The organism is Marichromatium sp. AB32, assembly GCF_003718675.1.
GTDB lineage: Bacteria > Pseudomonadota > Gammaproteobacteria > Chromatiales > Chromatiaceae > Marichromatium > Marichromatium gracile.
The window spans coordinates 1-21229 of the sequence record NZ_RHFJ01000042.1; the positions used below are offsets into that span (position 1 = coordinate 1).

Consider the following 21229-nt stretch of genomic DNA (forward strand, 5'->3'; position numbering starts at 1 on the left):
ATCTGGCGACTAGGGCGCGCCGCCCGGCGCATTCCGCGCCGTCCGGGTCAGCCGGCCAGACCCTGCTCGCGCGTCTGCGCGATCAGGGTCTCGGCGATGCCGAGCAGCTCGCGATAGCTGCTCGCCTCCTTGCCGAGCACGGCATAGCGCCCGGCGACCGTCACCCGCGGCACGGCGTGGATGCGGTAGCGCTGCACCAGGCGGTCGCTGCGCGCGATCTTGGCCTGGATGTCGAAGGAGTCGAAGAGCGCGGCGAAGGCGTCGCGATCGAGCCCGCGGGCCTCGACCCAGTCGAGGATGGCATCCGGGCTGTAGAGTCGGCGCCGCTCACGGTGCAGGGCATCGAACACCGCCTGATCGTGCTGTGCGAGGGCCTCAGATGCCTCCAGGGCGTAATAGAGGCGGGCGAGGTTGGCCCAGGCGGTACGCCCGAAGGTGACCGGGACACGGCGGAAGACGACGTCCTCGGGCTGATCTGCGGCCCACTCCTTGACGATCGGGTTGAAGTCGCTGCAGTGCGGGCAGCCGTAGGAGAAGAACTCGAGCACCTCGATCTTGCCCGGGGCATCGCCCGGCTGCGGTGGGTCGATGGGACGCCAGTCCCGCCCCTCGACCAAGGGTGCCGAGCGGGCCGGCAGCGGTGCGGCGAGGGCGCCCAGTGTGCCCATCAGGGTGAGGTTGAAGTGTCTGCGGCTCAGCGGCATCGATCAGGATCTCCAGGGTGGTGGACGGACGTCCGATGCGTCCGCCTTCTGGGTGTCGGGATGTCCGGGAAGCTCCCGGCGCGATCAGTCGCCCCGGTCGGCACGGGCCGAGGGGCGCTGGGCGCTCGCAACGAGCGCCCAGACGGCGGCGATGGCTCCGAGGGCGAAGGCGATCGCCCCCCAGTTGGCCAGCGACAGCCCGAGGATCTGCAGCCCCGGGTCCTCACAGAAACCGGTGGCGAGGAACAGCTCGGGGGCCTGCTGGCCCAGCCACTCGACCAGTCGCTCGACGGGGCCGAGTTCGCCGCCGATGCAATTGACCGCGCCGGGCGGCTGCAGTTGCAGCCAGCTCTGGTAGAGCGAACTCCAGAGCCCGCCGAGCGCGCTCGCCACCGTCAGATAACCGAGCACCCGTGCGCCCAGTGCCGCGGCGAGGGCGAACAGCCCGGCGAGGCCGAACAGCAGGCGCTGGAAGATGCACAGATGGCAGGGGTCGAGCAGCAGCCACTCGGTGAGCGCCACGCTGAATGCGGCCACGCCGAGCCCCCCGATCGCCAGGATGTACCAGATCGAGCGGGGCGTGGGGCGAAACATCGCGATGACTCCTCGGCGTGTGAGAAAATGATGCGCTTGGCCGGTCGCGCGGGCGGATCAGTTGTCGTGACCGGGCGCCGAAATCATACCGAAAACCCGGTGCAGGCGCGTTCGCGCATCACCGGAAGACGATTGCGAGGTCTGAGAGAGACTGATGAGTTTGGCTTTTGTCGCTGTCATTGCCGGTCTGGCACTCCTGGTCTGGAGCGCGGATCGGTTCGTCGAGGGGGCCGCGGCGACCGCGGGCCATCTGGGAATGCCGGCCTTGTTGATCGGCATGGTGGTGGTCGGATTCGGCACCTCGGCCCCGGAGATGGTGGTCTCGGGCTTTGCCGCCGCCCAGGGCAATCCCGGGCTCGCGCTCGGCAACGCCTATGGCTCGAACATCACCAATATCGCGCTGATCCTCGGTATCACCGCGCTGCTCAGTCCGATCGCGGTGCACTCGCGGTTGCTGCGGCGCGAGCTGCCGCTGCTCGCGCTGATCACCGCGCTGGCGGTCTATCAGCTGTGGGACGGTGAGCTGTCGCGGCTCGATGCCTGGGGGTTGCTCGCGGTCTTCGCGCTGGTGATGGGCTGGACCATCGTCCAGGGGATGCGCGGGCGTGGCGATGCGCTCGGCGGCGAGATGGAGCAGGAGCTCGAGCGTCATCCGCTGCCGCTCGGTCGTGCCCTGTGGCTGCTCGCGCTGGGGCTGGTGGTCCTGCTGGCCAGCTCGCGGCTGCTGGTGTGGGGGGCGGTCGAGATCGCCTACGGCTTCGGCGTCAGCGACCTGGTGATCGGGCTGACCATCGTCGCCATCGGCACCTCGCTGCCCGAGCTGGCCTCCTCGATCGCCGCGGTGCGCAAGGGTGAACACGATCTCGCGCTGGGCAACGTGATCGGCTCGAATCTGTTCAACACCCTTGCCGTGGTCGGTATCGCCGGGGCCATCCAGCCGATCGCAATCGCCCCCGAGGTGCTCTCGCGCGATATCCCGGTGATGGTGCTGCTGACCCTGTCGCTGTTCGTGTTCGGCTATGGCTGGCGCCGTCAGGGACGGATCAACCGGGTCGAGGGGGTGGTGCTGATCGGCAGCTATCTCGCCTATATAGGCTATCTGTTCGTCACGGTGAGCGGTGCCGGGTCAGCCTGAAAGACCCCTTGGATAGCGTCGTTTTGATCGCTGACGTGCGCTTTTCGTGTATGTTGCGCCAGCATAACCCTGTGGTACCGACGAAACCGCGAGGAGGGCGATGTGCTGAGCAGAGTCCGCATCAGTGTGCAGCTGGCCGTTGGCGGCATGGCGGCGATCCTGGTCACGGTGGCGCTGATCCTGCCCAGCGTCTTCCACAACCTCGGCGCGCTCTCCGAGCGCGCCGAGCAACGCCGGCTCCAGGACCTCTTCCTCACCCTGCGCTCGGCGCTCGATGAGGAGGCGACACGCGCCGTCTCGCTCGCCGCGGCGCTCTCCAACGTCCCGGATGTCCGCGCCGCCTTCGCCGCCGGCGATCGCGCGCGGCTGCGCGAACTCACCCTGCCGCTGTTCGAGCGGATGCACCGGCAATACGGTCTGGTGCAGTTCCAGTTCCATACCCCGCCGGCCACCTCCTTCCTGCGGCTGCACATGCCGGAGAAGTTCGGCGACGACCTGTCGGGGTTTCGCCACACCGTGCTCGCCGCCAACCGCACCCGCGCGCCGGTCAGCGGCCTGGAGGAGGGGCGCGCCGGGCTGGGGATCCGTGGCATCGTGCCGATGTTCGCGCCCGACGGGCGCCATCGCGGTTCGGTCGAGTTCGGGCTCTCCTTCGGCGAGCCCTTCTTCGTCGACTTCACCGAGCGCTTCGGTGCCCGTGCCCAGCTCACGCTGCGGCGCGGCCAGGACTTCGAACCCTTCGCCGGGACCATCGAGGACGGCACCCGGCTGACCGCCGAGGAGATGCGCCAGGTCATCGCGGGTGAGCGCATCCAGCGCCAGATCCTCTATCGCGACACGCCGATGGCGCTGCTGGCGCAAGCGATCACCGACTATGCCGGCGAGCCCGTGGGGGTGGTCGAGCTGCTGCTCGATCGCAGCGACGACGTCGGCGCCTTCAATCGCGCCATCCGCGACGCCTTGCTCTTCAGTCTGCTGGCGCTCTGTGTCGGCGCCGTGCTGACCTGGCTGCTGAGTCGCGCCATCGCCCGGCCGATTCGCGCCGCTGCCACGCGCATGAACGACATCGCCCACGGCGACGGCGATCTCACCCAGCACCTCGAGGCACGCGGTCGCAACGAGCTGACCGAGCTGGCGGTGGCCTTCAACGCCTTCGTCGACCGTATCCACAACCTGGTCAGGGAGCTGGTCGGGGGTGGCGATCGGTTGAGCGAGGCGGCCGGTGGGCTGTCGGCGACCAGCGAGCAGATCCGCGCTCAGCTCGAGCGTCAGCAGTCGGGCACCGATCAGGTCGCCACCGCCATGACCGAGATGACCGCCACCGTCGCCGAGGTCGCGCGCAACGCCACGCGCGCGGCCGAGGCGACCCGTGACATGGAGCGCGAGGCCGGCGGTGGCGCGGCGGTGGTGCGCGAGACGATCGACGCCATCGAGTCCCTGGCCGCGGCGGTGGAGAACGCCGCGACGGTGATCGCGCGGCTCTCGGACGATGCCGAGTCGATCGGCCGGATCCTCGATGTGATCGGCGGCATCGCCGAGCAGACCAACCTGCTCGCGCTCAATGCCGCGATCGAGGCGGCGCGCGCGGGCGAGCAGGGGCGCGGCTTCGCGGTGGTCGCCGACGAGGTGCGCAGCCTTGCCGGGCGCACCCAGTCGGCCACCCATGAGATCCAGGGCATGATCGAGGCGCTGCAGGGCGGCGCCCGTGAGGCGGTCACGGTGATGGCCGACGGTCGCACCAAGGCCGGCGAGAGCGTTGCCCAGGCCGGACGCGCCGGTGCATCGCTCGAGGCGATCACCGCCGAGGTGGCCACCGTCAACGACATGAACGGCCAGATCGCCAGCGCCGCCGAGCAGCAGCGCGCGGTGGCCGAGGAGATCGACCGCAACCTCTCCGGCATCAGCCACGAGGAGGAGGAGATCGCCGCCGTCTCGCGACGCATCGCCGAGGCCGCCGAGGCGCTCGCCGCGCTCGCCGCCGAGCAGCAGGAGCGCACCCGGCGGTTCAAGGTCTGAGCCTCAGCCGAGGACGCCGAGCAGGGCGCGGGTGACGCCGCTGAGGCTCTCGCCGGCGATCAGCCCGGCGGCCGCGGCGAGCAGGAAGCGCTCGGCCAGTCGTGGGCGGTAGCGGGCGAGGGCGTGCCCGACCAGACTGCCGAGACAGAGGGTGAGCGAGAGCGATGCCGGGATCACCATCGCCAGCCCCAGCGCTGGCGCGCTCGGTACCCGGCGCGGTCCGTGGCGGTGTTCGAGCAGGGTCAGCACGACCCCGCAGCCGGCGGCGAGGAGGAGTGCGGCGAGCGCGCTCGGCGGCAGCGCGGCGAGTCCCTGGTCGAGGGTCTCGGCCACCACCTTCCAGGTTGCTACCGCCGGGGCCGGCCACTGCTCGGTGATCAGCATGGTCGCCGGGTCCGGGATCAGGCGCAGATAGACCAGGCTGCCGACCACACTGCCCACGGCCACCCCCAGACACTGCGCGATCACCTGGTAGCCCGGGGTGGCGCCGATCGCGTGTCCGGCCTTGAAGTCGTTGAGCAGATCGGCGCTCTGCCCGGCCGCGCCGCCGGCGACGTTGGCGCCGACCAGGTTGGCCGTCTGGTCGCCCGGCGCGGTGATGCCGCTGCCGAGCTGCGAGACCTTGCCGATGGCGCCGATCGGCGGGATGCCGGTCTCGCCGACCACGCGCGCCGCCACCATCGCCAGCACGAAGGCGATCGGCACCGCCAGCAGCGCGAGCAGCCAGTGGATGCCGAAGATCTGCGTCTGGGCGAGCACCACCAGGGCGCTGGCGAGCGCCAGTCCGAGTGCGCGGTGCAGTGTGGCCCCGTCGTCGTTTCGCCCGGTGCCGGTGCCCGCGGCATGGGCGGCGCGCAGTTGCAGCACCAGCCGGGTCAGGGTCGCGGCCACCAATAGAGCCACCCCGGGCCACAGCAGCCATTCGATCATGGTTCCGAACCAGCTCGCAGCCGGGTCGGTCGCGCCCGGCAGGATGAACCCCTGGTACAACCCCAGCGGGCCGAGCAGCGCCCAGGCGATGAGCGCGCCGAGCAACAGCGAGAGCCCGGCGCGGACCCCGATGATGGCGCCGAAGCCGGCGAGCATCAGCGAGGGGTCGAGGCTGAGGGTGAGGTTCTTGGCGCTGATCGCCGCGCCGCCGGCGAGTGCGCCGGCGGCGGGCAGCTCGACGCCGAGTCCCGGACGCGGCAGCGCCCAGCGACCGCTGTCGAGCCACTTGAGCGCGGCGGCCAGGGCGCCGGCGCCGAGCAGGACGCGCAGTCTCAGCCGTGCCTCGCGACCCTGGCGGAACATCTCCTGCAATGCCTCGGCGGTGGCGCGACCGGTGGGGAAGGGCAGCGGGGTACGCACGATCAGCCCGGCGCGCAGATACCAGGCGACCCAGATGCCGAGGAAGCTCACCGCGAACACCCAGGCGATCAGCTCGACGGCGGGCAGGTTGCCGCCGGAGAGCATCGCCAGGGCCGGGATCGGCGCGACCAGCCCGCCGGAGATGATGTTGGCCGCGGAGGACGCGGTGGTCTGGGTGATGTTGCCCTCGCCGATGGCCAGCGGCGCGCTCAGGCGCAGTCGCGCAAGCAGTGCCCAGAGTCCGCTGGCGATCAGCAGCGCCACGATCGAGATGTTGAACGACCAGCCGATCTTCAGTCCGGCGTAGACGTTGCACGGGGTGAGCAGGGCGCCGAGTAGCGCGCCGCCGAGGAGCGCCCGGGCGCTCAGCTGTCGATGCCTGTCCATGTCGCTCCCGATGATTGCGCACCCATCGTCCGGGTGCGGGTGACTGTGCCCCTGTCATGCGATCCGTGTCCCTCGCGCCGGATCGGGCAGGGTTCCTGTGTTAGGATGGTGAAATCCTTTGCAATGGTTTTGCCAGTCCGGGCGGCTGCTCGGATCCTCTGGTGGCGCGCTCACGCGCCCGGCGCCGGCGAAGCGCGTACGACGAATACCGTCACTTCTTTCGCCAACCCCTTTGGATAGCCGTGCCCATTCGGTTCAGCGTCCTCTTCTGACTATCCACAGAGGAGCTTTGTCATGTCCTACAACAATGCCCAGCCCAAGCGGGCGGTGGCGGTCGAGTCCGCCCGCCCGTTCCGTGTCCACACCCAGCGTAATCTCGACCGCATCGATGCGCTGCGTGGACTCTCCGAGGATCGCCGTTTCGCGATGAAGGTGGTCTCGACCGTGCTGCCGTTTCGCGTCAACGACTATGTGATCGATGAACTGATTGACTGGGACAATGTCCCCGATGATCCGATCTTCCAGCTGGTATTCCCGCAGCAGGGGATGCTCAGCGAGCGTCATTTCAGCCGCATTGCCGACCTGCTGCGCGCCGAGGCCGCGCCCGCCGCGCTCGAGGCCGCGGTGCGCGAGATCCGCGCCGAGCTCAACCCCCATCCCGCCGGACAGCTCGAGAGCAACCTGCCCAAGCTCGACGGCGAGCGCCCGCTCGAAGGGCTGCAGCACAAGTATCGCGAGACCGTGCTGTTCTTCCCCAGTCAGGGGCAGACCTGTCACGCCTATTGCAGCTTCTGCTTCCGCTGGGCGCAGTTCGTCGGCGACAAGTCGCTGCGCATCGCCTCGAACGAGGCCTCCGGGCTGCACGCCTATCTGCGCCAGCACCCGCAGGTCACCGATCTGTTGATCACCGGCGGTGATCCGATGGTGATGAAGGCGCGCCATCTCGAGGCCTATCTCGAGCCGCTGCTGCGTCCCGAGTTCGATCACGTCCAGAGTATCCGCATCGGCACCAAGGCGTTGACCTTCTGGCCCCAGCGTTTCGTCGGCGACGCCGACAGCGACCAGCTGATGGCGTTGCTCGAGCGGCTGGTGGCCAACGGCAAGCACGTCGCGCTGATGGCCCACACCAACCACTGGCGCGAGCTCGAGACCGCGACCGCCCGCGAGGCGATCGCGCGGCTGCGCGCCACCGGCGCCGAGATCCGCAGCCAGGGGCCGTTGCTCGCCCACATCAACGACGACCCCGAGGTGTGGACGCGGATGTGGCGCACCCAGGTGCGCCTCGGCATCATCCCCTACTACATGTTCGTGCAGCGCGATACCGGCGCCCAGCACTACTTCGAGGTGCCGCTGGTGCGTGCCTGGGAGATCTATCGCGAGGCGATCCAGGGGGTCTCGGGGCTGGCTCGCACCGCGCGCGGTCCGAGCATGAGTGCGGGGCCGGGCAAGATCGAGATCCAGGGCGTGACCGAGGTCGCCGGCGAGCGGGTGTTCGTGCTGCGCTTCCTCCAGGGACGCAACCCCGACTGGGTCAACCGCCCCTTCTTCGCCCGCTTCGACCCCAAGGCGACCTGGCTCGACGATCTGGTGCCGGCCTTCGGCGAGGATCGCTTCTTCTTCACCGACGAGTATCTCACCCGCTGGCCGAGCGCCCAGGCGGCGCGGATCGAGTCGGTCCGCGCGCCCGAGTCTGCGCTGCCCGAGGTCTCCGGACTCTGACCCTCCCCCCGCGGCGCCCGCTCTCTGCGAGCGGCGTCGGCGGTATCGTTCTCGGCTTGACCCCGGTCAGTCAGTCTGTCCCGTGGCGGGGGCGGGCGTTGACTTGCTCCTTCCGATCGGACTTAATCGGCGCCCTCGATTCCGCGGTGGCCCCTGGACCCAGTTCCCGGGGCTGAAACGGGAAGACCGGTGCGCCGATCGTCCGCGATCGGTCAGTCCGGCGCTGCCCCCGCAACGGTAGACGAATCAGGGCGCGACCTGATGCCACTGTGTCGATCACGGGAAGGCGTCGCGTCCGGGGCCATGCCGGCCCGCTCGTGAGCCCGGAGACCGGCCTCGGAATCAGGATCCGCAGTGCCCGCAAAGCGAGGCCGGGCGGGTCCGTCAAGCCGGGGCTGCGTGGGTAGACCGGGTGGCGATCGCGGCTCCTCGCGCATCCAGCGCGTGGCCGGTGACGTCTGCCCGCCGAGCATCCAGCCCCTCTCTGTTGTCGACCCCTGCGGGTGTGCGGGGTCCTGTGAGGAGCATGTGATGAAGAGTCCCTTGATGCTGGCGGCGCTGGCCGCGCCCTTGAGCGCCCAGGTCCTGGCCCAGACCGATTCCCAGGTGTTGGAGCCGACGGTGGTCACTGCCACGCGTACCGCCGAGCCGGCGGGCGAGACCCTGGCCACGGTGAGCGTGATCGATCGCGCCGAGATCGAGCGGCGTCAGGCCCGCTCGGTGCCCGATCTGCTGCGCACCCTGCCCGGCGTGAGCATCGCCCAGAACGGCGGTCCCGGCCAGTCGGCCTCGGTGATGCTGCGCGGCACCAATTCCGATCACGTGCTGGTGCTGATCGACGGGGTGCGTGTCGGCTCGGCCACCCTGGGCACGACCTCGCTGCAGGACCTGCCGGTCGATCAGATCGAGCGCATCGAGGTGGTGCGCGGGCCGCGTTCGAGCCTCTACGGCTCCGAGGCCATCGGCGGTGTCATCCAGGTCTTCACCCGTCGCGGCGGCGGCGCGCTCACCCCGCGCTTCAGCGTCGGTGTCGGCGAGCTGGGCACCGCCAGCGTCTCCGGCGGGCTCTCCGGCGGCGGCGAGCACGCCTGGTTCAACCTCGGCGCCAACTTCGAGCAGACCGACGGCATCAACGCCTGCGCCGGTCGCCCCTTCCCCTATGCCGGTTGCGGCGTCGATCAGCCCGATCGCGACGGCTACAGCAGTCACGGCGTCAGCGCCCGCGCCGGTTATGCCTTCAACGAGCGCGCCGAGGTCGAATTCCACCTGCTCAGCGCCGAGAGTGCCAACGACTTCGACGGCTCGGCCTTCTCCGGCAACAAGGCCCGCTCCTCGCAGCAGGTCTTCGGCGCCAACGCCACCCTGCGCCCGCTCGATGCCTGGACCCTGACGCTCACCGCCGGGCGCAGCTGGGATGATTACCGGGTGTTCTACGACGATGCCGCCGCGGCGGTCTTCGATCAGTTCGTCGACCGCTTCCAGACCGAGCGCGACAGCCTCTCGCTGCAGAGTGATGTCACCATCGCCGCCGGGCAGCTGGTGAGCCTCGGGATCGACTATGTCGACGATCGGGTCAGCGGGACCGTCGACTATGCCGAGGACGCGCGCGACAACCTCGGCGTGTTCGGTCAGTACCAGGGCAGCTTCGGCGCCTTCGATCTCAAGCTCAGCCTGCGTCAGGACGACAACCAGCAGTTCGGCAGCCACACCACCGGCAGCGCCGCGCTCGGTTATCTGTTCGCCAACGACATCCAGGTCGCGCTCTCCTACGGCACCGGCTTCAAGGCGCCGACCTTCAACGAGCTCTACTACCCGGGCTTCGGCAACACCGCGCTCGATCCCGAGGAGTCCGAGAGCATCGAGCTGATGGCCAACGGCCCGCTGCCGCTGCCCGGGCGGATGCGCGGCGACTGGCAGCTGAGCCTCTACCAGACCGAGATCGACGACCTGATCGCCTATGACTCGGCCATCTTCGCCCCGGCCAACGTCGACTCGGCGCGGATCCGCGGCCTCGAGGCCGCGGCCGATCTCCGCTGGGACGACTGGACGCTGGCCGGCAACCTCACCCTGCTCGATCCCGAGAACCGCTCCGAGGGCGCCAACGACGGCAATCTGCTGCCGCGTCGCGCCGAGCAGAGCCTGCAGCTCGATCTCGATCGCACGCTCGGACGCTGGCGCGCCGGTGCGACCCTGCAACTGGTCGGCGAGCGCTACGACGACCTCGCCAACCAGGTCGATCTCGACGCCTATGCGCTGCTCGATCTGCGTCTCGAATACGCCTTCAACCCGGCGCTGCGCCTCCAGGGACGGCTCGCCAACGCCCTCGACGAGACCTATGAAACGGCCTATCTGTACAATCAGCCCGGTCGCGCGTTCTACCTGACCCTGCGCTACCAGCCCTGACCCCGGACGTCGCTCCGCCCCGCGTCGGGGCGGGGCCGCCCGGCGAGCAAGGCCGTCGTGTCCTCGATCCCTTCCCGCCGCCCCGTGCGGCATTCGACCCGTCGCGCCGGTAGTGCGCGACGCTCATCGCTCCCATCCATGAGGTGCGCCCATGACCCCGACCCTCGACTGGCTCGCCGAGCCCTGTCCCCCGATCGATCAGACCGCCGTGCAGCATGCGCTCGCGCGTCAGGACCAGCTCACCAAGCCACCGGGCTCGCTCGGTCGGCTCGAGGAGCTGGCGGTGCGTCTGGCCGGCCTGCAACGCACCGCCACCCCGGAGGTCGATCCGGTGCGGGTGCTGTTGTTCGCCGCCGACCACGGGGTTGCCGCCGAGGGTGTGTCGCGCTATCCCCAGGATGTCACCAAGCAGATGGTCCGCAACATCGCCAATGGTGGGGCGGGGGTCGCGGTGATGGCCAAGGCGGTCGGCGCTAGGCTCGATATCATCGAGCTGGGCCTGGCCACCGGCTCGGAGGTCGTCGAGGGCGTGCGCTCCGAACCCCTCGGGCCGGGGAGCGGCAACATCGCCCGCGAGCCGGCGATGACCCCCGAGCAGCTTGCGCGGGCGCTCGACATCGGGCGCGACGCGGTCGATCGCGCCGTCGCCGAGGGCGTGCGGCTGATCATCGGTGGCGAGCTCGGTATCGCCAACACCACCGCCGCCGCCGCGCTGGGCTGCGCGCTGCTCGATCGCGCCGCCTCCGAGGTGGTGGGACCGGGGACCGGGCTGGACAGCGCCGGGGTCAACCGCAAGGCCGAGGTGGTGGCGCGTGCGCTGGAGCTGCACGCCAGCGAACCGCGCGACCCGCTGGAGATGCTGCGCCGGCTCGGCGGTTTCGAGATCGCCGCGCTCGCCGGCGCCTATCTGCGTGCCGCCCAGCGTGGCGTGGTGATGCTGATCGACGGCTTCATCGTCTCCTCGGCGGCGCTCGCCGCGGTGCGTCTGCAGCCTGCGGCGCGCGACTGGATGCTGTTCTCGCATCGCTCGGCCGAGCCCGGTCATCGGCTGATGATGGAGGCGCTGGAGGCCAACCCGCTGCTCGATCTCGGCTTCCGTCTCGGCGAGGCGACCGGCGCCTGCGCCGCGGTGCCGCTGCTGCGTCTGGCCTGTGCGGTGCATCGCGACATGGCGACTTTTGACGAGGCCGGAGTGAGCAACGCGTGCTGAGCCTGCGCGGCCGGCTGATCGACCTGCTGCGTCACGGCGAGGTCGAGGGCGGGAGCCGCCTGCGCGGCAGTTGCGATGATCCGCTGAGCGCGCGCGGCTGGTCGCAGCTGCGCGCGGCCACCGCCGGGCTCGACGAGCCGCGGCTGGTGGTCAGCTCGCCATTGCAGCGCTGCGCGGCCTTCGCCCGCGAGCTGGCCGCACAGCGCGGGCTCGAGCTGGTGCTCGAACCCGCGCTGGCAGAGCGTCACTTCGGCGATTGGGAGGGGTGCTCGGCCAGCGAGCTCCCCGAGGATGAACTCTGGCGGCTGTGGGATGACCCGCTCGGCTTCACCCCGCCGGGGGGCGAGCCGATGTCTGACTTCCTCGCCCGGACCCGCGCGGCCTGGCGCGCGCTGCTCGAGGGCGGCGGGCCGGACGCGCTGGTGGTGACCCACGGCGGGGTGATTCGCGCGATCCTCGCCGAGGTGCTGGAGATGCCGCCGCGAGCGATGATCCTGCTCGAGGTCGCCCATGCCGGGCGCAGTCGCGTCCGTGTCCCACCCTCACCGGGCCGCCCCAGCCTGGTGACCCATCGAGGTCCCTGATGTCCCATCTCGTTCCCTTCTATGCCGCCGGGCGGCTGTTGACCCGGCTGCCCTTTCCCGACCCCGGCGTGGTCGACCCCGTCGACCAGGGCCGCTCGGTGGCCTGGTACCCGGTTGTCGGGCTGGTGCTCGGCGCGCTGCTCGCGCTCGCCGCGCTCGCCGCGCAGCACACCGACCCGCTGCTCGGTGCGGCACTGCTGCTCGCCTTCTGGACCTGGTCGACCGGCGGGCTGCACTGCGACGGCCTGGCCGATAGCGCCGACGCCTGGATCGGCGGACTCGGCGACCGCGCCCGCACCCTGGAGATCATGAAGGACCCGCGCAGCGGGCCGATGGCGGTGGCGGTGCTGGGGCTGGCGCTGCTGCTCAAGTGGAGCGCGCTGCAGCTGCTCCTCGATGTCGAGGCGGCCTGGCTGCTGCTCTGGGTGCCGCTGCTCGCGCGCGCGGTGCTGCCGCCGCTGATGCTCACTACCGCCTATGCCCGCACCCAGGGCATCGTCAGCGATCAGGTCGCCCATCTCGGGCGCACCTGGGCGTGGACGGCGAGCGGCGCGGCCTTCCTCGGCTGTGTGCTGGTACTCGGTGGGCTGGGGCTGGTGCTGGCCGGGTGTGCCCTGGCGGTGTTGTGGCTGGCGCGTCGCGCCATGCGCGCCCGGCTCGGCGGCTTCACCGGCGACACCGCCGGCGCCCTGGTCGAGCTGACCGAGATCGCCCTGGTGGTGCTCGCGGCGCTGCTGCTCGGCGGCTGAGCGGCGCCGCGGCTCTCAGCGCACCAGCTGGTGCGGGTCTGCGGCGCAGGCCTCGCGGCACGCGCGATGGCGATTGGTGCAGTAACCGTAAAGGTTCTCGGCGCACGACCACCAGGGATAGCCGCAGTCGAGTTCATCGTTGAATGTGCCGACCTCGCTGAGACACCAGCGATAGTCGCGGAAGGCCTCGGTATGGTCGGCCTCGCAGTCGCGGTAGTCGGCGCGCGCGCTCGCGCGACAGTGCTCGCGCGCGCTGTCGCACTGGCCGATGCAGGCGGCGATGGCGAGCTGACGGGGCAGGGGCTGGTCCTTCAGCAGCGGGTCGCTGCAGGCGCCGAGCAGGCTCAGCGCCAGGGCCAGCACGACACCACGTCGCGATCGACGAAAGGGATGCGGTGACGATTGGCGCAGTCTCATCGGGAGGCTCCGGGGATGTGACGGTCGCGCCTCGACCCTGGCGCGGTTGCGGTCACTGTAGCGGCAATCGCGCCCCGGCGCATCCGCATGACATACAATGGGCGCTCGGGAGCCGCGCCTGACCGCGGCCGGTCGAGGGTCGAGGCGGGCGCGGGCCGCGCCGCCGTCGCCGAGGGAGAACGTCATGTCCAGAATCGTCGTGCCCGTCGTGTTGCTCGGTCTGCTTGCGGGGTGTGCGCTGATCCCGCCGCAGCGTCTCGGTGGCATCGCCGTCGAGGTGCCGCCGGAGGAGTACGGCAGGCGGCTGTGCGAGCACCTCGAGATCGAGGTCTACGCCACCTGCGTCAGTCAGGTGATCGACAATCTCGAACGTCCCCGTCCCGAGGTGCCCTCGCCGGGTCGCTCGACCTCGGGGCCGGTGGTGGCGGTGGTCGATGGCGAGGTGTTCAGCGGTGACTACCGTTCGACCCTGTTCACCGGCAAGCTGAATCTGACCAGCCCGAAGACCCGTTGTCGCGGTGGTTACAGCGCCTTCTCCGGTGATCCCGCCGCGATCTACGAGCTGTACTGTGAGGACGGGCGCAGCGGCTGGGCGGATCTGGTGCGCGATCTCAGCGGTCGCAACGGTATCGGCCGGCTCGCCTTCAGCGACGGCGCCGCCGGCCAGCTGGTGTTCGGCCACGCCCCGCTGGGCAGCGCCGAGCCCTATCCCTACCTGCCCTGATCGGGGCCGCGCAGACGCTCGGTCAGGCGCAGCATCTCGCGCTGCATCTCCAGGTTCTCGAACGGGCGCAGCGCCGGGAGCTGGCGCTCCATCAGCGCCTCGAGCAGGCGCTGGCTGGCGCGCACCAGCCCCACCAACTCGCCCGAGAGGCTGACTGTCTGATAGGTGTTCCAGGCGGTGGCGATGTCGCCGGCGAGCTGCGCGCGCGCGGCGCGGATCTGACGCGCCTGGTCCTCGAGATAGCTCCGATAGACCGCCGCCGCCTCGCCGGTGACGCGCTGTGCCTCGAGGTTGGCCTCGAGCAGCGCGGTGCGCTCGGGGTTCTGCGCCTTGAGCGTGCGGGTCTCGGCGGCGAGCGTGCGGGCGCGCTCGGCGATGGCGTCGATGCGCGGCAGGTAGTCGTCCTCGATCTGGCGCTCGATACGGCGGTGGAGGTGCTCCAGGGTCTGCAGCAGCACCACGTAGAGTCCGTAGTAGCGACGCGCGCTCTCCAGATCCTCGCCGCTCTCGGCGACCAGCTGTTCGAGCTGTTCGGTGAGGGTGCGGACGTTGTCGAAGAGGATGCCGAGCTCGACGACGTTGTCGCCGACCACGGTCGAGAGCAGGAAGCGCACCTGTTCGTCGTCGATGTCCAGCCCCATGGCACGCAGCTCGGCGGCGAAGCCACGCTCGATCGCGGCGATCTCGGTCTCGATCGCGGTGATCTCGCGCTGGTCGCGGGCGATCGCCGCGGCGTGGTCGGCGCGGGTCTTGAGCAGGGTCGACTGCTCGGGGGCGGTGAGCTGCTGCTGTCTGGACTCGGCGATCTGGGCGCGCAGCTCGACGATGCGGGCGTTGAGCTCGCGGATGCGCGCGCGCTGGGCGAGCGCCGGCGAGACCGAGAGCAGCGCGACGGCACGATCGAGCAGGGCATCGATCTCGGTCTGGTTGGAGTCGCGGTCGGGACCGAACCAGGCGCGCTCGGGCAGCGTCGCCTGGCGCTCGGTGAGGGTCAGCGCCTCCTCCAGCTCGGGGCGCGCCCGCTCCCAGGCACGACCGAGATCGTCGTCATCATCGCCGAGCAGTCGTCGGGCGTCGGCCGCCGCCTGGTCGGCGAGTTCGCGCGAGCGTTGCCACCACGCGGCGGCGGTGCTCTGGGCACGCTCCCAGGCATCGGTCTCCGCCTCCTGCGCCAGGCTCGGCGCGGGCAGGGCGAGTGCGAACAGCAGCGGGGTCAGCAAGATCGGGCGCATGGCGGTCGGAGTCGGGCGGTTGCGGAACTCGCCCCACTCTAGCAGCGCCGCGCGCGCTTGCCGAGATGAGGATGGGGAAGGTTGAACCACAAAGGCGCGAAGGGAAAAAGCCACCAGCCGTCAGCCTCCAGTGAAGAGGCGGCCGGCCGATGATGACGACGGTTGAAAGCAAGCGCCCACTGGCGGCTGATGACTGGAGGCTGACAGCCCTCACACCTCTTTGCGGCCTTGGCGCCTTTGTGGTTCAACCCGTCGGCGTCAGCTGGGCGCTGGTATGCCGTTTGTCTTCCGTGGCGCACTTTGTTAATCTCTCGTGCTCTTGTCGTCATCGTCTGATGGCTGCAAGAGCGTTATGGTGACCCGTGTCGGTCCCCTCGCAACGTGAGATCGTGAACCCGGTCAGGCCCGGAAGGGAGCAGCCGCAGCGGTTGAAGCGTGTGCCGGGGTGTGGCTGGCGCGGGTTGCCGCCCCAGATTCCGCGCTGACGCCGGCCTCGGTCCGCGACGCCAGACGCCACCCTTAGGAAGCTCCCCGCGCTCGCCAGCGTGCGCGCCCTGCAACAGAGTTTCGACCGATTCGAGTCGCGCATGTCCTACCAGGTGCTCGCCCGTAAGTGGCGCCCCAAGTCGTTCGACGAGATGGTCGGCCAGCAGCATGTGGTGAGGGCGCTCGCCAATGCGCTCGATCGCGGCCAGCTGCATCACGCCTATCTGTTCACCGGTACCCGCGGGGTTGGCAAGACCACCCTGGCGCGCATCCTCGCCAAGTCGCTCAATTGCGAGCAGGGCGTGAGCGCCCACCCCTGTGGTCGGTGCGCGACCTGTCGCGAGGTCGATGCCGGGCGCTTCGTCGATCTGATCGAGGTCGACGCGGCCTCGCGCACCAAGGTCGACCAGACCCGTGAGCTGCTCGACAACGTCCCCTATGCGCCGGCGCACGGTCGCTGCAAGGTGTATCTCATCGACGAGGTGCACATGTTCTCGGCGCACAGCTTCAACGCCCTGTTGAAGACGCTCGAGGAGCCGCCGCCGCACGTCAAGTTCCTGCTCGCCACCACCGATCCGCAGCGTCTGCCGGTGACCGTGCTCTCGCGCTGCCTGCAGTTCAACCTGCGCCGCCTGCTGCCCGATGAGATCGGCGCGCACCTGCGTCATGTGCTCGAGACCGAGGGGCTGGGATTCGAGACGCCGGCGCTGGCCCAGCTCGCGCGCGCCGCCGACGGCAGCATGCGCGATGCGCTGAGCCTGCTCGATCAGGCGATCGCCTTCGGCGGCGGTCGGCTGGTCGAGTCCGAGGTGCGCGCCATGCTCGGCACCCTCGATGGCGAGGTGGTGCTGGCGCTGGTCGAGGCGCTGGCCGGTGGCGACGGCGCCGCGCTGCTCGCCGAGGTCGAGCGCGTCGCCGCGCTCACCCCCGATTACGCCGAGCTGCTGCGCGAACTGATCGCGTTGCTGCATCGTCTGGCGCTGGTCCAGCAGGTGCCGCAGCTGCTCGCCGCCGACGATCCCGATGGGGATCGTCTTCGCGCCCTGGCCGCGCGCCTCTCGCCCGAGGACGTGCAGCTCTACTACCAGGTCGCGCTGACCGGGCAGGGCGATCTCGCCCTCGCCCCGGACCCGCGCGCCGGACTCGAGATGGTGCTGCTGCGCGCGCTCGCCTTCCGCCCCGCCTCGCCCGCCGGGCAGCCCGGCGGCGCGCCTGCCGCGCGGCAGGCGCCCGATCCGCGCCCCGTCCCCGAGGCCGCGCCCCGTCCGAGCGCGCCAGCGCCGAGCGGTGGCTCGAGCGCCTCTGGCACGCCACCCTGGGAGGTTGCCGCCCCGGCACCGCCCCCGGCTCCCGAGCCATCGGCGCCTGCGCCCGTCGCGGCGCCGCCAGCTGCGCCCTCGCCGGGCAGTGCGCCCGCCGCTGGTGTGCCGCCTTGGGAGGTCGCCGACCCGAGCCCGGCCCCCGAGCCGTCCGCGCCCGAGCCCGTTGCGCCGCCGCCCACGCCTGCCGCCGCCCGTGCCGATCTCGGCTCCCCGGCGCAGTGGCAGCAACTCGTCGCCGGGTTGCGGGTGCGCGGTATCGCCGGCGAGCTGGCGCACAATTGTGGTTTTCTCGACTGGGCCGATGGCCGGTTGCTGCTGAGTCTGGACCCGGCGGTCGAGCATCTGCGCGTGGCCTCGGCCGAGAGTCGCTTGCGCGAGGCGCTCGAGGCCGCGCTCGGCGAACCGGTGCGCCTCGAGTTCCAGGTTGCCCGCCCCGAACAGGAGACGCTCGCCCAGCGCCGCGTGCGCGAGGCCGAGGCGCGTCAGCGCACGGCCGAGGAGACGATGCACGCCGATCCGGTGGCCGAGCGGATGCGCGAGCAGTTCGCCGCCGACTGGGTCCCGGGCAGTATCGAGCCGCAGGGCTGAGTCCGCGCATGCCGGGCGCTGGCCGCTGTCATGCCTCCCCGCGTCCGCTCGAGCCATGTATCCTTGCGTCCGGTCGCGACGCGCACACCGCCCCGGGCCAGCGCTCCGTCATGCGCTGTCCCTTGCCGGGGGCGCGATGTCCCCAATCATCCGTCAACGAGGTAGATCCAAGATGAAAGCTGGACTCGGTGGCCTGCTCAAGCAGGCGCAGAAGATGCAGGAAGAGATGCAGCAGGCGCAGGCGCGTCTGGCCGAGGAAGAGGTGACCGGCGAGGCCGGTGGCGGTATGGTCAAGGTGACCATGAACGGCAAGTACCAGGCCAAGCGCGTCGAGATCGATCCCTCGCTGCTCGGCGACGACAAGGAGATGCTCGAGGACCTGATCTCCGCGGCGATCAACGACGCCACCCAGCGCGTCGCCGAGAAGATGAAGGAGACCATGTCGTCGGTGACCGCCGGCATGCCGCTGCCCCCGGGCATGAAGTTCCCCTTCTGAGCCCGTTGGTCGAGCGCGCATGAGCGAGCGGGCCCTGCTCGATCAGCTGATCGATGCGTTGCGCTGTCTGCCCGGGGTCGGGCCGAAGTCGGCGCAGCGCATCGCCTTCCACCTGCTCGAGCGTGATCGTGAGGGCGGGGCGCGGCTGGCGCGGGTGATGGCCGAGGCGATGACCCGCATCGGCCACTGTGATCGCTGCCGCACCCTGACCGAGCGCGAGCGCTGTGCGATCTGCGCCGATCCCCGTCGCGATGCCGGATTGCTGTGCGTGGTCGAGCAGCCCTCCGAGGTCGTCGCCATCGAACAGGCCACCGACTTCGGCGGGCGCTATTTCGTCCTCGGCGGGCGGCTCTCGCCGCTCGACGGCATCGGTCCGGCCGAGCTCGGGCTCGACCGGCTCGAGGCGCTGCTGGCCGAGGGCGGGGTGCGCGAGCTGGTACTCGCCATCAGCCCCACGGTCGAGGGCGGAGCGACGGCCCAGTTCGTCGCCGAGCTGGCCGCGGCGCAGGGTGTTGCGGTCACCCGGATCGCCCAGGGCGTGCCCCTGGGCGGCGATCTGGACGCGCTCGACGGTGGCACCCTGGCGCTCGCCCTTGCCGGGCGCCGCGCCTTCTGAAGGGACCGGCGGGCCAGTGCCGCGCCGGTCATCCGCCCCGAGCGGGGCGATATCTCGATCTTGGGAGCGAACATCAGGATGACCGATACCATCTTCGGCAAGATCGCCCGTGGTGAAATCGAGGCCGACCTCGTCTACGAGGACGAGGACGTTGTCGCCTTCCGTGACCTCAACCCGCAGGCGCCCACCCATCTGCTGGTGATCCCGCGCAAACCGATCCGGACCCTCAGCGAGGCCGGTGCGGAGGATGCCGAGCTGCTCGGCAAGTTGTTGCTGGTCGCCGCCAAGGTGGCCGAGCAGGCCGGGATCGCCAAGGGTGGCTATCGCACCGTGATCAACTGCAACGCCGGTGCCGGGCAGACGGTGTTCCATCTGCACCTGCATGTGCTCGGTGGTCGCGCGCTGCAATGGCCGCCCGGCTGAGGGCGATGGGCTGACGGGAGGTGGCGTCGCGTCACACCGCCGACTGGCGGGCGCGTGGCGACGGTTCGTCCCTCTCACTCTATGCCGGCGCGCGTCGAACGGGTAGCATTGCCGCTCGACAGGGTGGTCGTCCGCGCTGCAGCGGCCGGCGGGACTACAGCATGGAGACCTGGGGGCGCGAGACGCTCGAGATCACACTATGGCAGCGAATCCACAATCGCTCGAAGGTGAGGCCGCAGCGGCCTTCGAGCTCAAGGCGGCGGGGTTCACCCTGCCGATCTTCAGACTGCTCGGTGACGACATGGAGGCCGTGGCCAATCAACTCAGCGCCAAGGTCGGTCAGGCCCCCGATTTCTTCCGCAACACCCCGATCGTGATCGATCTCGGCGACTTTGCCGGCGGCGAGGTCGAGTTCCCGTTGTTGGTGGGGCTGCTGCGTGGCTACGGGATGATCCCCTTCGGTGTGCGCGGCGGCAGCAAGGCGCAGCACGCCAGCGCCGAGACCATGGAGCTGGCGGTGCTGGGCGAGACCTATTCTCGTGCCGCGCGTCCGAGTCCCGCCAACGCCGAGAACACCGAGCGTGCCGCCGCCGATGAGGCGGTCCACGCCTCGATGCTGGTGGCCCGTCCGGTGCGCTCCGGACAGCGTCACTATGCCGCCGGCGGCGACCTCTCGGTGGTCGGGGCGGTCAGCTCCGGGGCCGAGTTGATGGCCGACGGCAACATCCATGTCTACGGCCCGCTGCGCGGTCGCGCGATGGCGGGTGTCAACGGTGACCTGGAGGCGCGAATCTTCTGCCAGGACCTGCAGGCCGAGCTGGTCGCCATCGCCGGCCACTACCGGGTGAGCGAGAACATCCCCGCCGAGCTGCAGGGGGTCCCGGTGCAGATTTTTCTCGATCAGAAGATCCTGCGCATCGAGAAACTGTGAATCGATCCGGGGACCGACAAACGGAACACTCCCCATTAGGAGGCTGCAACTTTGGCGAGAATCATCGTAATCACCTCGGGTAAGGGCGGGGTCGGCAAGACGACCACTGCTGCTGCGCTGGCCATGGGGCTGGCCCTGAAGGGTAAGCGCACGGCGGTGGTCGACTTCGACGTGGGACTGCGCAACCTCGACCTGATCATGGGTTGCGAGCGACGTGTCGTCTACGACTTCGTCAATGTCATCAAGGAGGAAGCAACCCTCAACCAGGCGCTGATCCGCGACAAGCGCAGCGACCATCTCTATATCCTCCCGGCCTCGCAGACCCGCGACAAGGATGCGCTGGCCAAGGATGCGGTGGGCCGGGTGCTCGAGGAGCTCTCCGACAGCTTCGACTTCGTCGTCTGCGACTCGCCCGCCGGGATCGAGCATGGCGCGACCATGGCGATGTACTATGCCGATGACGCCATCGTGGTCACCAATCCCGAGGTCTCCTCGGTGCGTGACTCCGATCGCATGCTCGGCATCCTGTCGAGCAAGTCGCGCCGCGCCGAGAACGGCGATGAGCCGATCCGCGAGCACCTGCTGCTCACCCGCTACGATCCGCGTCGGGTCGACAACGGCGACATGCTCAGTGTCGAGGACGTGCAGGAGATCCTGTCGCTGAGCCTGATCGGGGTGATCCCCGAGTCCAAGGCGGTGCTGAGCGCCTCCAATGCCGGTATCCCGGTGATCCTCGACCATGACAGTGATGCCGGCCAGGCGTACGCTGACACGGTATCGCGCTATCTTGGGGAGGATATCCCGCACCGCTTCACCGAAGCGGAGAAGAAGGGCTTCCTGAGCCGTCTATTCAAAGGGTGACCCATGGGCCTACTCGACTACTTCCGCTCCTCGCAGCCGAAGGGCTCCGCCAACGTTGCCAAGGAACGGCTGCAGATCCTGGTGGCGCACGATCGAGCCGCACGCGACCGTCCCTCCTATCTGCCCAAGCTGCAGCAGGAGATCATCGACGTCATCCGCAAGTACGTCGATGTCGACATGAACGCGGTCTCGGTGAACTACGAGCAGGAAGACGCCCACGAGGTGCTGGAGCTCAACATCGTGTTGCCGGAGGCGGCGCAGCAGCGGCTGGCGCCCTGAACG

20 protein-coding genes, 1 other RNA gene and 1 riboswitch are annotated in these 21229 nt (G+C 69.9%); of the genes, 16 read left to right on the top strand and 5 right to left on the bottom strand.

Annotated features, from left to right (window positions below; translation table 11 throughout):
• Positions 1-47 precede the first annotated feature (47 nt).
• A complete protein-coding gene (locus tag EBL85_RS12375; RefSeq protein ID WP_123143062.1) occupies positions 48-704 on the bottom strand; it encodes a thiol:disulfide interchange protein DsbA/DsbL in 657 nt (218 codons plus the stop codon).
• A gap of 84 nt (positions 705-788) precedes the next feature.
• Positions 789-1298: a disulfide bond formation protein B gene (locus tag EBL85_RS12380; RefSeq protein WP_123141723.1), complete on the bottom strand. Its 510-nt coding sequence runs from the start codon at positions 1296-1298 to the stop codon at positions 789-791.
• 154 nt (positions 1299-1452) lie between these two features.
• Here EBL85_RS12380 and EBL85_RS12385 point away from each other — a divergent pair, with 154 nt between their 5' ends.
• Entirely contained in the window at positions 1453-2433 is a 981-nt protein-coding gene (locus EBL85_RS12385) for a calcium/sodium antiporter (protein ID WP_123141724.1), read from the top strand.
• Positions 2434-2535: 102 nt separating this feature from the next.
• On the top strand, positions 2536-4449 hold the full coding sequence (locus tag EBL85_RS12390) for a methyl-accepting chemotaxis protein (RefSeq protein WP_123143063.1): 1914 nt from the start codon (positions 2536-2538) through the stop codon (positions 4447-4449).
• Between the two features lie 3 nt (positions 4450-4452).
• Here EBL85_RS12390 and EBL85_RS12395 read toward each other — a convergent pair whose 3' ends face one another.
• The gene (locus tag EBL85_RS12395; RefSeq protein WP_123143064.1) at positions 4453-6186 is read right to left on the bottom strand and encodes an OPT/YSL family transporter; all 1734 of its coding nucleotides are present in this window, start codon (positions 6184-6186) and stop codon (positions 4453-4455) included.
• 294 nt (positions 6187-6480) lie between these two features.
• On the opposite strand from EBL85_RS12395, the gene EBL85_RS12400 reads away from it, so the two are divergent.
• From EBL85_RS12400 to EBL85_RS12420, 5 genes are all read left to right on the top strand, one after another.
• Positions 6481-7905: a KamA family radical SAM protein gene (locus EBL85_RS12400; RefSeq protein ID WP_123143065.1), complete on the top strand. Its 1425-nt coding sequence runs from the start codon at positions 6481-6483 to the stop codon at positions 7903-7905.
• A gap of 127 nt (positions 7906-8032) precedes the next feature.
• Positions 8033-8259: riboswitch (cobalamin riboswitch) on the top strand.
• Between the two features lie 177 nt (positions 8260-8436).
• Positions 8437-10308: a TonB-dependent vitamin B12 receptor gene (gene btuB / locus EBL85_RS12405; protein WP_123143066.1), complete on the top strand. Its 1872-nt coding sequence runs from the start codon at positions 8437-8439 to the stop codon at positions 10306-10308.
• 151 nt (positions 10309-10459) lie between these two features.
• Positions 10460-11518, top strand: a complete 1059-nt coding sequence (gene cobT / locus EBL85_RS12410) for a nicotinate-nucleotide--dimethylbenzimidazole phosphoribosyltransferase (protein ID WP_123141729.1) — start codon at positions 10460-10462, stop codon at positions 11516-11518.
• A complete protein-coding gene (locus tag EBL85_RS12415) occupies positions 11512-12102 on the top strand; it encodes a histidine phosphatase family protein (protein ID WP_123141730.1) in 591 nt (196 codons plus the stop codon). Before cobT ends, EBL85_RS12415 begins: the two co-directional genes overlap by 7 nt.
• A complete protein-coding gene (locus EBL85_RS12420; RefSeq protein ID WP_123143067.1) occupies positions 12102-12851 on the top strand; it encodes an adenosylcobinamide-GDP ribazoletransferase in 750 nt (249 codons plus the stop codon). The genes EBL85_RS12415 and EBL85_RS12420 overlap by 1 nt, the downstream gene beginning before the upstream one ends.
• Before the next feature lie 15 nt (positions 12852-12866).
• On the opposite strand, the gene EBL85_RS12425 is transcribed toward EBL85_RS12420, so the two are convergent.
• Positions 12867-13268, bottom strand: coding sequence for a hypothetical protein (locus EBL85_RS12425; RefSeq protein WP_123141731.1), 402 nt, complete (start codon positions 13266-13268; stop codon positions 12867-12869).
• Between the two features lie 184 nt (positions 13269-13452).
• On the opposite strand from EBL85_RS12425, the gene EBL85_RS12430 reads away from it, so the two are divergent.
• Positions 13453-13992, top strand: coding sequence for a hypothetical protein (locus tag EBL85_RS12430; protein WP_123143068.1), 540 nt, complete (start codon positions 13453-13455; stop codon positions 13990-13992).
• Here the strand turns inward: EBL85_RS12430 and EBL85_RS12435 are convergent.
• On the bottom strand, positions 13980-15224 hold the full coding sequence (locus EBL85_RS12435; protein WP_123143069.1) for a hypothetical protein: 1245 nt from the start codon (positions 15222-15224) through the stop codon (positions 13980-13982). The genes EBL85_RS12430 and EBL85_RS12435 overlap by 13 nt on opposite strands.
• 363 nt (positions 15225-15587) lie before the next feature.
• Between EBL85_RS12435 and ffs the strand changes: the two genes are divergently transcribed.
• The 8 genes from ffs to minE all read left to right on the top strand — a co-directional run bounded on the left by ffs (position 15588) and on the right by minE (position 21226).
• An RNA gene (gene ffs, locus EBL85_RS12440) (signal recognition particle sRNA small type) lies at positions 15588-15684 on the top strand.
• A 127-nt stretch (positions 15685-15811) separates the two neighbouring features.
• On the top strand, positions 15812-17620 hold the full coding sequence (gene dnaX, locus EBL85_RS12445; protein ID WP_123143070.1) for a DNA polymerase III subunit gamma/tau: 1809 nt from the start codon (positions 15812-15814) through the stop codon (positions 17618-17620).
• A 172-nt stretch (positions 17621-17792) separates the two neighbouring features.
• On the top strand, positions 17793-18116 hold the full coding sequence (locus EBL85_RS12450) for a YbaB/EbfC family nucleoid-associated protein (protein WP_062275538.1): 324 nt from the start codon (positions 17793-17795) through the stop codon (positions 18114-18116).
• 19 nt (positions 18117-18135) lie between these two features.
• A complete protein-coding gene (gene recR, locus EBL85_RS12455; RefSeq protein ID WP_123140426.1) occupies positions 18136-18732 on the top strand; it encodes a recombination mediator RecR in 597 nt (198 codons plus the stop codon).
• Between the two features lie 78 nt (positions 18733-18810).
• Entirely contained in the window at positions 18811-19155 is a 345-nt protein-coding gene (locus EBL85_RS12460; protein WP_123140425.1) for a histidine triad nucleotide-binding protein, read from the top strand.
• Positions 19156-19354: 199 nt separating this feature from the next.
• Complete coding sequence (gene minC / locus EBL85_RS12465) at positions 19355-20086, top strand: septum site-determining protein MinC (RefSeq protein WP_123143071.1); 732 nt, start codon at positions 19355-19357, stop codon at positions 20084-20086.
• A 51-nt stretch (positions 20087-20137) separates the two neighbouring features.
• Positions 20138-20947 (top strand): septum site-determining protein MinD, encoded by an 810-nt coding sequence (gene minD / locus EBL85_RS12470; RefSeq protein ID WP_123140423.1) that lies wholly within the window; start codon positions 20138-20140, stop codon positions 20945-20947.
• Between the two features lie 3 nt (positions 20948-20950).
• Positions 20951-21226 (top strand): cell division topological specificity factor MinE, encoded by a 276-nt coding sequence (gene minE, locus EBL85_RS12475; protein ID WP_005220349.1) that lies wholly within the window; start codon positions 20951-20953, stop codon positions 21224-21226.
• Positions 21227-21229 lie beyond the last annotated feature (3 nt).